The organism is Rhizobium sp. PDO1-076, from assembly GCF_000247475.1.
GTDB lineage: Bacteria > Pseudomonadota > Alphaproteobacteria > Rhizobiales > Rhizobiaceae > Allorhizobium.
In genome coordinates this window covers 29,550-40,163 of the sequence record NZ_AHZC01000277.1, presented here as the reverse complement: position 1 = coordinate 40,163, position 10,614 = coordinate 29,550, and the positions used below count along the sequence as shown (strand labels likewise).

The 10,614-nt window shown below is 59.6% G+C and carries 9 protein-coding genes and 1 pseudogene; 4 read left to right on the top strand and 6 right to left on the bottom strand.

The features are described from left to right. From PDO_RS15050 to PDO_RS15025, 6 genes and pseudogenes are all read right to left on the bottom strand, one after another. A pseudogene (locus PDO_RS15050) lies at window positions 1–423 on the bottom strand (DUF2333 family protein); the annotation flags it as partial. Next, window positions 416–1,714, bottom strand: coding sequence for a DUF6638 family protein (locus PDO_RS15045; RefSeq protein ID WP_007603381.1), 1,299 nt, complete (start codon window positions 1,712–1,714; stop codon window positions 416–418). The pseudogene PDO_RS15050 and the gene PDO_RS15045, both read right to left, overlap by 8 nt. Next, the gene (locus PDO_RS15040; RefSeq protein ID WP_007603380.1) at window positions 1,711–3,627 is read right to left on the bottom strand and encodes an AAA family ATPase; all 1,917 of its coding nucleotides are present in this window, start codon (window positions 3,625–3,627) and stop codon (window positions 1,711–1,713) included. The genes PDO_RS15045 and PDO_RS15040 overlap by 4 nt, the downstream gene beginning before the upstream one ends. 3 nt (window positions 3,628–3,630) lie before the next feature. After that, a complete protein-coding gene (locus PDO_RS15035) occupies window positions 3,631–4,782 on the bottom strand; it encodes a hypothetical protein (RefSeq protein WP_007603379.1) in 1,152 nt (383 codons plus the stop codon). A 67-nt stretch (window positions 4,783–4,849) separates the two neighbouring features. Further along, the gene (locus PDO_RS15030) at window positions 4,850–5,938 is read right to left on the bottom strand and encodes a coiled-coil domain-containing protein (RefSeq protein WP_007603377.1); all 1,089 of its coding nucleotides are present in this window, start codon (window positions 5,936–5,938) and stop codon (window positions 4,850–4,852) included. 233 nt (window positions 5,939–6,171) lie between these two features. Continuing rightward, on the bottom strand, window positions 6,172–6,558 hold the full coding sequence (locus tag PDO_RS15025; RefSeq protein ID WP_007603376.1) for a c-type cytochrome: 387 nt from the start codon (window positions 6,556–6,558) through the stop codon (window positions 6,172–6,174). A 346-nt stretch (window positions 6,559–6,904) separates the two neighbouring features. Between PDO_RS15025 and PDO_RS15020 the strand changes: the two genes are divergently transcribed. The 4 genes from PDO_RS15020 (at window position 6,905) to PDO_RS15005 (ending at window position 10,597) form a co-directional block, all read left to right on the top strand. Then, window positions 6,905–7,810, top strand: a complete 906-nt coding sequence (locus tag PDO_RS15020) for a choline ABC transporter substrate-binding protein (RefSeq protein WP_244426462.1) — start codon at window positions 6,905–6,907, stop codon at window positions 7,808–7,810. Window positions 7,811–7,886: 76 nt separating this feature from the next. Further along, a complete protein-coding gene (gene choW, locus PDO_RS15015) occupies window positions 7,887–8,750 on the top strand; it encodes a choline ABC transporter permease subunit (RefSeq protein WP_007603371.1) in 864 nt (287 codons plus the stop codon). Continuing rightward, the gene (gene choV / locus PDO_RS15010) at window positions 8,747–9,790 is read left to right on the top strand and encodes a choline ABC transporter ATP-binding protein (RefSeq protein WP_007603369.1); all 1,044 of its coding nucleotides are present in this window, start codon (window positions 8,747–8,749) and stop codon (window positions 9,788–9,790) included. The genes choW and choV overlap by 4 nt, the downstream gene beginning before the upstream one ends. A gap of 60 nt (window positions 9,791–9,850) precedes the next feature. Beyond that, window positions 9,851–10,597 (top strand): HugZ family pyridoxamine 5'-phosphate oxidase, encoded by a 747-nt coding sequence (locus PDO_RS15005; RefSeq protein WP_007603363.1) that lies wholly within the window; start codon window positions 9,851–9,853, stop codon window positions 10,595–10,597. Window positions 10,598–10,614 lie beyond the last annotated feature (17 nt).

The following is a 10,614-nucleotide window of genomic DNA, read 5'->3' as shown; positions in this document are numbered from 1 at the left end:
TTGTCCCAGTCCACCCCGAACCAGTCCCGTCTTGTAGAGCAGCGTCGAGGAAATCCAGACATTCTGGTTGACGTTCATGTCGGTCAGATCGGCAGCGATCGTTACCAGCGACGAATTCTGGCAACGGTTCGGCTGGTCGGGCAGCGCCACGCCTGCCGCAACGGTGCGCTCTTCGAGTTTGTAGGCCTGCACGAAGCCGGGGTCGAAGCCATACCAGACTTGGGTACGCCAGATCAAAAGTCCGTAGAAGACGATGAGCAGCAGGACAATTGCCAGCACCGGCCCGCGAACAAGCCAGCTCCGGCGCTGATACCAGCCATGCGCTGCCAGAAATGGCCACAACAATCCGGCGATCGCAATCCCGATTCCGCGACCGATGGCGGCGAAGACGCGCTGAAAGAACGCGATGATCGGATCAAGCATTGTTGTCGTCTCCTATGCCGTAAAGGCGTTTTCGAAAGGCCGCTTTGTCTCGCAGATAGGTCTCTGTCAGCCTTGATACAACGTATTCGCGCAAGCCATCGGAAAAACCGTCATAGGCCTGGTAGAAGCCCTGCTTGTCGAAGACAAAACGGGAGACGAAATCGGCTGGCGTCAGCCGCGAAATCAGTCGGTTGGTCAGCCATTGGTCTGCATGGGCCGGATCGGCCCGGACCAGCCACAGCCGGTGTTCGGGGGCCACGTCCGCCATGCGCAGACTGCCGCTCCTGGCAAGGCTTCTCAGAGCCTCCTGCAGCAGGGGATAGACGCCGTCCTCTGCAACGGCCCGGGCATTGCGATGCAGGAAGGTCTGCAGCCAGACCGGATCGATGCGGGAAAGATCCGGCACCGGAGACTGACCGGCAGCGACAGAAAGGACCGCCATCTCGGCCCGATGCGCCAGAAGCCCGGATGCGTCCACCCAGCTTGCGCGTGGCAGTTCGATCCGTCCGCTCTTGGCCAGAAAATCGAAGATCTGCGCCTTGTCGGTGATCGGGATATAGCTCACCTGCCATGGCCGGGAGCGGCGAAAGCCCGGCGCCGACGGATCGCAGATCACCGTGGTGATCTTGTCATCGACAAACACGAAGACCCCGCCGAAATGATTGGCCCAGAAGGCATCGTGGCGGAAAATCACCTTATCCGGCACCAGCACGTTCTGCCGGATGTCGCCGGTCTGCTTGGCCAGGTCCACCATACGATTGAGCAACGAGTCATCACGCCAGGCATCGTTGCTCGTGGTCAACTGGTCGCACAGCTGGCGCAATTCGCCGGCCTTGCCGAGCAGATCCTCGGCCGACATCACCCGAAAACGCACTTCGTTGATCAACAGCAGGTCTTCGAGCGTGCGCACTTCCGTAACGCTGTCTTCGATCTCCCCATAGATCGCATCGCGGATCGTAACCGCATTGATCGCCTTGGCATTGGCGGCATAGAATTCATGCATCAGACCGGCGGTATTGGAAAAGCTGGTATGCACCACCGGCAGGCTGTCCTGCTCCGGTGTCATGATGATGAACCGCCGATTGACCTTGCCCGGATCAAGATAGTCGGGATCATTGAGTTCGGCAGCGACCTGCGGCGAAAACCCCGTTATGTCGATGTCGAATTCGCTCAGTTTGGTTTCCGGCAACCCGAAGCCGGACAGCGCCTTGTTGTAACGCGCGATCAGATGCGGCTCAGTAATCGGCAGCAAACGACCATAGATCAGTTCAGCTTCGAGCAGGCGGTTCATGTATCCCAGCGCCCTTCCCGCTTCATCGTCTCGATCTCGCCGATTGCCCGCTCCCGCTGCCTTTCGCGCCGCACGATCTCGTTGACCGCCGCCTCGTCCGACTTGTCGGCATAGCGGAATTCGCTGTCGGCGTAACGATTGATCTCTTGGCAGATCATTTCCATGGTCACTGGGCCACGCAGCTCGGCGATCATCGCTTTCTTCTCGTCATACGGCTTGTGCATGAACGCGGCGGGAGCAACGAACCAGTCATCCGGCAGTTCAACATCCATCGCCCGCATCTTCACAGCGTCCGTGATGTTCTTGATCGCCCGCCCGGTAAAGCGGGGTTCGGCAAGCTTGATCTCGTGCAGATAGGCACCGACATCGGCAAGCGTAACAATCCGGCCATGCGCCTTCTCATAACGTTCCCAGACCGCGACCAACCCGTCCTCCTTCGGCCGGTCGTGCTCGCCATAGGACCGCGACACCGCCTTGGTGATCTCCTGGCCGGCAAACAACGCGTGCTCGCCAAGCGCGATGTCATGGTTCTTCCCGATCAGCAGCGAGAATATGTCGATGTAATCCTCCCGCGACTGCGGTCCGTCGACCAGCCAGCGGGCACCGGCGCGCTGGCGCAGCGCATCGTCGACATTTTCCGGATAGTTTGAGAACATGCCGAAGGTGGAATTGCCCCGCACGACCGTCGAGGCACCGGCAAAGCTCTCCATCAGCACTGCCGTCACCTCATGCTGGCCGGACGATGCCCGGTCATCCGAGCGCTTGGCGGTCACCTGATCGACATCGTCGACCGTGCCGAAGCCGATGACACGCGGGTTCAGCACATTGTTGACGAAGCTCTTGGCATTTTGCCCCGACTTGCCCTGGTAGGACGAGATCTGGTCGACACCGAAATTCTCGTAGTGAAAGGTATAACCCGCCACCTGGCAGTAGTCGTTCAGCATACCGGCCAGCATCTGGATCAGGATCGTCTTGCCGGTTCCCGGCATGCCGTCGCCGATGAAGGTAAATAGGAAGCCGCCGAGTTCGACAAACGGGTTCATCTGCCGGTCGAAATCGTAGGCCATCAGCATCTTGGCAAGCTTCAGCGCCTGATATTTGGCGATGTGGTTGCCGATGATCTCTTCCGGCTTCTTGAAGGTCATGGACAGAGGTTTGCGTTTCGGCCCCGGTGCCGCATCAAAACCGTCCAGCGTGAAGTCGTCCTGATCGACGCGGATATGGCTGGTCTCGAATATGCCAAGATGTTCGAACCGCGCCTTGCGTGAGAGGAGCCCATCAAGGGCCACCTGCGCGAAAGCGCGGCAACGGCCGATCACCGTCGCATCGTCACCCGCGCCGGTCAGCACGGCATCAAGCCCCGCGACCATGCTTTTCAGGCCGTCCTGCGCCGTATCGAAGAGAAAATCCGGCTCGCGCATGCCGTTTGCTTCCGCACTCTCGCCGGAAACCGTCGACAGCAGATAAGCGGCAAAAGCGAATGTGGCGACATAGGCCGAGGACGACAGCAGCGCCTTGAAGCGTGCCGCATCCTCGCCCTGTAGCGGCGCCGTCAGATTGCGCGCCTGCAGGCTTTCCAGTTCGGTCTGTCGGGCAAAGACATCGGCAATCGCCAGCGCAATCTGCGCCCCGCGCCGGACGCGGTAGAGAACCGTATGTTGCGCCGGCGTCAGAAGCGGATCGCTGCCTGCCGCCTGAATGGTCTTGGCCAGTTCGACCTCGCGGGTCCGCCGCACCGAACCGGTGGAAACCGTCGAGACGAAGCGCCGGTTGGTACCGGCGATCGGCGCCGAGGATGCCCCCTCCCCGGCATCCAGCACGATCACGCGGGTGATCAGTCCCTGCGCGACGATCAGATGCCTGGCGATATTGGCCTCATGCAGCGTGGTCAGGCCGGCGCTCAATTCGCTCATCTCTCAGACCTCGCTCACAATCTGGTTGCCGGAAATCACATGCACCTTGAAATTCCCGAAAATTTCCTTCGCCTCACCGGAAGCATAAAGTGCCTGATAGGCATCATGCGGCACCAGTGCATGTTTCTCGTAGAAAGAAACGCCCATGCGCGCCGCTTCCAGGTCATGCGTTTCGATGTGGAATTCCTGAACGGCAGGCGCCGACGAGAAAAAACCCTTCTGCGCCGGCTGCTCACGCTTCGAAAACACCTCCTGCTCCGTCCAGGTCATCACCCAGGCGTTTTCCGGCTTGCGAACCCTGGACAGGATCTCGTTGACCCGCCCGGCATTCTCCGTAATCCCAGAGGAATAGAAGGGGCCGAGAACGATGCGCCGCAGCGATTTCGGATGCAGCGTCGGAAAATCCCGGTCCATATTGGTCGCAATGGTCGCCGGCGTCAGGGAATAGGCGGAGTTGCGGCTGACAAATTCATCGAACAGACGTGCAAGCTCGGGGTTGAGCAGCCCGCCCACCGGCAGCGGAATGTCCATGTCACCGTTCAGCCCGCCCTCGTCTGTCACCAGCAACTTGACGACATTGTCGGACGAATCCTCGATCGTTGCCACATAGACCATCGGCAAAGTAGTGGTGCCGTCAAAGGCTGCCCAGGTGACCAGATAGCTCGGCCTGCGGCTTGTCGCATTGCCGGTGACGCCGATCGTCTCCGGCAGGACAAGCGGCGAGAAGATTTCCCCCTTGCCGATCTGCTCGAGATAAAGCCGCTCGGCAATCTGCGTCTGCAATGCGGTTGGAAACTCCTTCTGCCGCAGGATGAAATCGACCATCTCCTCGCGCAGCGACCGCGCCGCCGGAATGCTCGCCAGCCGCTTGTCCGCCCCGGCCCGGTCATTTTCCAGTTCCAGCACATTCTGGAAAGCCGGAAATCCGCTTTCAGCCCGAGACACACGGAATTGCTCGGTAAAGCCGATGCGGTTCTGCCAGCAGGCAAACGAATTGCGCAGGCGGTCGACATAGGGCAGCAGCACCGACGCGGAAGGTCCCTTGCCGGCCAGCCTCGCGTCGGGATTGCCGAAATGGATATCCAGCCCGCCAAGCGCCGCCGCCATGGTGGAAAAATACTGCGCAACCGCCGTGTTGCTTGCCGCGTCGTTCATCGGCGTGCCTCAAGCATTACTGCAAGGCACGCCCGCCCGCGGGCACCAGAGACCGAAACCGCAGGCATCAGGGTTTCACGTAGTTGGCCGAATTGTGCTTGTCGAGCACGCTCTGGAACCGCCGTGCGAACGCGTCGTCGGCCAGTTTCTTGCGGCGCTGGATGTCCTGAGTCGACAGCATGTTCTTTTCATGCAGCTCCAGCAGATCGCCGATATGGCGCTGCGCGGCAGCGCCGATCCCGGCCATTGTCTCTTCCGCCGCCGTATCAACCTGACTGCCGAGCGTGTTGATCCGGTGCGCGACCTCCTGCTGGGCGGCGGTCTTCAACGAATCCTCCAGCGCCTTGTAGAGCACGATGCGCTGTTCGGTATCGATGGTCAGCTTGTTGATCAGCGTGTTCTGCGCCGCGATCTGGTTATTGAGCGAATCGACGAAGGTCTGGAACATCGACGTGTAGCGTTCAAGCGTCTGGCTTTCGGCCAGCAATTCCTGCTCCCGCGCCTGCGCCTGGTTGTATTCGGTGGCAAGCTTCGAGCGCTCCGCGTCCAGATCGGTTCGCTGCGACTGCTCGGTCGAGGCAGCGATCTTGTTTTCGATATCGAGCAACATCGGATTAAGTGTCTCGATGCGCTTCTGCGTCGTTTCCAGGTTGTCGATCGTTACCTTGCGGCGCTCGATCACTTCGATCAGGCTCGCCTCGGAACTCTTGTAGCGCGTATCGAGCACCGCCCGCTGCTCTTTCAGGATGCCGACAATACTATCCGACTTTGACAGTAGGTCCTGCAGATTGCCGGCCAGCGACATGTTGCGCACCCGTTCGGTCCGCATGCGCTGCGAACGCTGGCGCGAGAAGATGCCGATGAATTTCTCGACGCCAGTGAAACTCTTCATGCTCTCGAATTCGCTGCCGAAGACATTGGTCGCGTCCTCAAGCCCGATGATCAGGTCGGCGATATTCGCCTCCATGGTCTTCTGCTGCTTGATCACGTCCTCGATACGGGCATTCTCGATGTCGAAATTCTGATCGGAGATCTTGGCATCGCTTTTGGCGAAGCTGTCGAGTAGCGCCCCTGACTGGTCGATCTTGCCGCGCATTTCGGCGACAATCGCGCGGGTTTTCTCGATCTCGCTGTCAAACGATTGCAACGTAGCCATGTCGTCTCCCTTTTCGACCCCGACGGCCTGTGCCGTCCCGATATTTCGCGACCATAACGCAATTCACAGGTTGCGGAAGCATCGCACTGCACATCCGCTAAAGTTTCCACCTGGAAGCAGCTCTTTGCCTGTAGCCCACTGCATATGGATGGCCGCCCGCACAGGACAAGGGGCGAGAGCACAAAACGGGACGGCAACGCAGCGGCCGAGATCGCAAGCGGCCGGAGCGGTCCTTACGGCCCGGCGGCGGCGGGATCCTTCAGATAGGCAATAATATTGGCAACATCCTCATCGGCCTTGACCCCGGCAAACGCCATTTTGGTCCCCTTGATCAGGGCCTTGGGCGCCTTCAGATATTCCGCCAGCAAAGGCTCATCCCAGACCTTTCCCGCACCGAAATCGATCATCGCCTTGGAATATTTGAACCCCGACACTGTGCCGACAGGGTGTCCGACAATGCCCACAAGGCTTGGCCCGACCTTGTTTTTCGCCTCCGTCGCGGTGTGACAGGCCTGACAGGCCTTGAAGGCCTTTGCGCCGGCAACGGGATCGCCATCGGCCACGGCAGAAATGGGCGCGGCAAGAACAGCACTCAACATCAAAATGGAAACGGTCTTCATAGGAACTCTTCCTTCATGGACTTCGATTGGCCTCATGGACTTAGATAGGATTGCCACCGACCGCATGCGAACGGCCCGAGTGACGCACCATTGAAACGCCGAAACGACCTTGATCGCAATCGAGGAAGCGGATGTTTTTTACCGGACGGCGGAGATGGCTGAAATGCCTCGGCAAAGAAAACCCTTTGGCGTCGCAAACAGGGAGGGCACTGCGCCGCAAACGCAACGGGCCCGCTTGCAATTGTGGTTTAATAACTGTTGACTTGGGAACTTAATAAAAAACGGGAGCCTGATCATGACCAAACTCAATTTCTATCGTACCGCTCTTGCCGCAACCGTATCCGTCATGGCTTTCGGTCTGGCGCCGGCCAATGCCGCTGATCCGGATAGCTGTACAAAGGTTCGCTTTTCCGACGTTGGCTGGACCGACATCACCGCGACCACGGCAACGGCGGCCGTCGTTCTGAAAGCCATCGGCTACGAGCCGGAAATCACCGTTCTCTCCGTTCCGGTCACCTATCAGTCGCTGAAGAACAAGGACATCGATGTCTTCCTCGGCAACTGGATGCCGGCTCAGGAAAAGGACGTGAAGCCCTACCTCGACGACAAGTCGGTTGAATCGCTCGGCGCAAACCTGGAAGGCGCAAAATACACGCTCGCCACCAATGCCAAGGGCGCCGCACTCGGCATCAAGGATTTCTCCGACATCGGCAAGCACAAGGATGCGCTGGACGGCAAGATCTACGGTATCGAGCCCGGCAATGACGGCAACCGTCTGGTCATGACCCTGATCGAAAAGAATGAAATGGGCATGGGCGGCCTCGAAGTAGTCGAATCCTCCGAGCAGGGCATGCTGGCGCAGGTCGCTCGCGCCGAAAAGGCCGGCGAACCGGTCGTCTTCCTCGGCTGGGCTCCGCATCCGATGAACTCCTCCTTCGAACTGACCTATCTGACCGGCGGCGACAGCACCTTCGGCCCGAACTTCGGCGGCGCGACCGTCTACACCAACACCCGCGCCGGCTTTGTCACCGAGTGCCCGAATGTCGGCAAGTTCGTCTCGAACCTGAAATTCTCGCTCGACATGGAAAACGAGATCATGGGCAAGATCCTCAACGATGGTGAGGATCCGCAGGTCGCCGCAACCACCTGGCTGAAGGCAAACGGTGCCGCGGTCGAGCCTTGGCTCGCTGGCGTCACCACGCGCGACGGTGGCGAAGCGCTGCCGGCTGTCAAGGCAGCCCTCGGCCTCTGATGAAACTGCGGGCCGGTCACTCCGGCCCGCTTTCATTTCCGCCCATAGTGTTATGTGATCAGGCAGGTGTCAGCACGTGAATTGGCTCCCCGAATGGCTTATTGATTCCAGCGGTAAATTGCGACTGGGCAACTGGGCGAAAGACTTCGTCGACTGGCTGACGGCAAATGCCGACTGGTTTTTCGACTGGCTTTCCACCGTTTTGTCCGCCGCGATCGACGCGCTTCTGTTCGTGCTGCAATGGCCGAACGCCTTTGCGCTCATCTTCCTGTTTACCGCCTTTTCCTGGTTTCTCAGGCGTTCGATCGGCATTGCCGCGTTCACCTGTCTTGGTCTGCTGCTGATCTACAACCAGGGTTACTGGAAAGAGACGACGGAAACGCTGGCTCTGGTGCTGGCGTCAGCCGGCGTCAGCATGCTGATCGGCGTTCCGCTCGGCATCACTGCCGCCCGCCGTCCCTGGATCTATGCCTTCATGCGACCCGTGCTCGACCTGATGCAGACGATCCCGACATTCGTCTACCTGATCCCCGCGTTGATCCTCTTCGGTCTCGGCATGGTTCCGGGCCTGATCGCCACGGTGATCTTCGCTATCCCTGCCCCCATTCGCCTGACACGGCTCGGCGTGATTTCCACACCGCCATCACTGGTCGAGGCGGCCCAGGCCTTCGGTGCCACACCGACCCAGGTGCTGCGCAAGGTCGAACTGCCGTTTGCCATGCCGCAGATCATGGCCGGCCTGACCCAGACGATCATGCTCTCCCTGTCCATGGTCGTGATCGCCGCCCTCGTTGGTGCAAGCGGGCTCGGCGTGCCTGTCGTACGGGCGCTGAACACCGTCAATATCGCCAGAGGCTTCGAGGCCGGTTTGTGCATCGTCATCCTCGCCATCATCCTCGACCGGATGTTCAGAACTGAAAACGCAGAGGATGGCGCATGACCGACGCAGTAATCTTCGGCAATGTCGACATTGTCTTCGGCGACCAGCCACACAAGGCGCTGGCCCTGGTGGACCAGGGCAAGACCCGCGATGAAATCGGTGCGGAAACCGGCCTGGTACTTGGCGTCGCTGGCGCATCCCTGGCGGTCAAGGAGGGCGAGATCCTTGTCCTGATGGGCCTTTCCGGATCCGGAAAATCGACGCTTCTGCGCGCCGTCAACGGCCTTGCGCCGGTCGTCCGCGGCAATGTCAGCGTCCGCACCGAGACCGGACAGGTCGATCCCTACAAGGCCTCGGCAAAATCGCTGCGCGATCTACGCATGCACACGGTCTCGATGGTCTTCCAGCAGTTTGCCTTGCTGCCCTGGCGCACCGTCGCCGACAATGTCGGCTTCGGGCTCGAACTTGCCGGCGTCCCCGATGCCGAACGCAAGGCGATGGTCGCCGAGCAGCTGGAACTGGTCAATCTGACCAAATGGGCCGATCGCAAGGTCAACGAATTGTCCGGCGGCATGCAACAGCGCGTCGGGCTTGCCCGCGCCTTCGCCACCGGGGCACCGATCTTGCTGATGGACGAGCCGTTTTCGGCACTCGATCCGCTGATCCGAACCCGCCTGCAGGACGAACTGCTGGAATTCCAGTCACGCCTGAAGAAGACCATTCTCTTCGTCAGCCACGATCTGGACGAAGCCTTCCGCATCGGCAACCGCATCGCCATCATGGAGAGCGGCCGGATCATCCAGTGCGGCACACCGCAGCAGATCGTCCAGAACCCGGCCGACCAGTATGTTGCCGACTTCGTGCAGAACATGAACCCGATCAACATGCTGACCGCAGCCGACGTCATGCATTCGGGTATCACGGACGGAGCGGCCGCAGTCACTGCAACAGCCAAGCCGCAGACACCCCTGGTCGAAATCCTCGACGCGCTGGCGCGTCAACCTGGGACGATCGGCGTTGTTGACAACGGCACCGTGATCGGCACGATCAGCGCACAGGATGTGGTGAGTGGACTGACCAAACATCGCCGAAGAGCATAACCCCCTTCCGCGCCGCGTTCTTGGGACCTTTCGGGGACATTCGGCGCGCAAGAGGACAAGATGCCAGACAAACCATCGGTGATTCGGGAAACCGACAATGATGCGCGCCGTCAGGCGCGCATTTTGCTGCGCGGAGCGCGTTTTGCCGCCATCGGCGTGATCGACCCCGAAACCCGTTTTCCGTCCGTCAGCCGGGTCCTGCTCGGCAGCGACATCGACGGCGCAGCCATCATTCTCGTCTCGGGTCTGTCGGCCCACACCAAGGCGCTGTCGGCTGATCCCCGCGCCTCCCTCTTGACCGGGGAACCCGGCAAGGGTGACCCGCTTGCTTATGCAAGGCTGAGCGTTCAATGCGTGGCCGAAGCGGTGGAGCGCGACAGTGAAAGCCACATGCGGCTGCGCGCCCGCTTTCTCGCCCGCCACCCTAAATCGGCACTTTACATTGATTTCCCCGATTTTCGTTTCTTTCGCCTCGTGCCGCGCAGCGCCAGCCTGAACGGCGGCTTCGGACGTGCCTATATTCTGAGCGAAGATGATTTTATCATTGGCAAACCCAATGGAGATTTGTTCGATAGTGAGCAAAAGACACTACTAGATTTAGGGGAGCGCTTCCCAAATCTAGCCTCCCAAATCGCCACTGAACTGCACAAGGCAGCGCCGGGAAAATGGGCATTTTGCGGCTTTGATTCGCATGGAATTGATATTATTTACAAAGACTTGCTTGTCAGGCACGAATTTGCTGCTCCGGTCGAAACACAAGAACAACTGTTTTTAGAGTTACCTAATTCAGCATACGCCGTACCTTAAATTTAGGCATATACAAT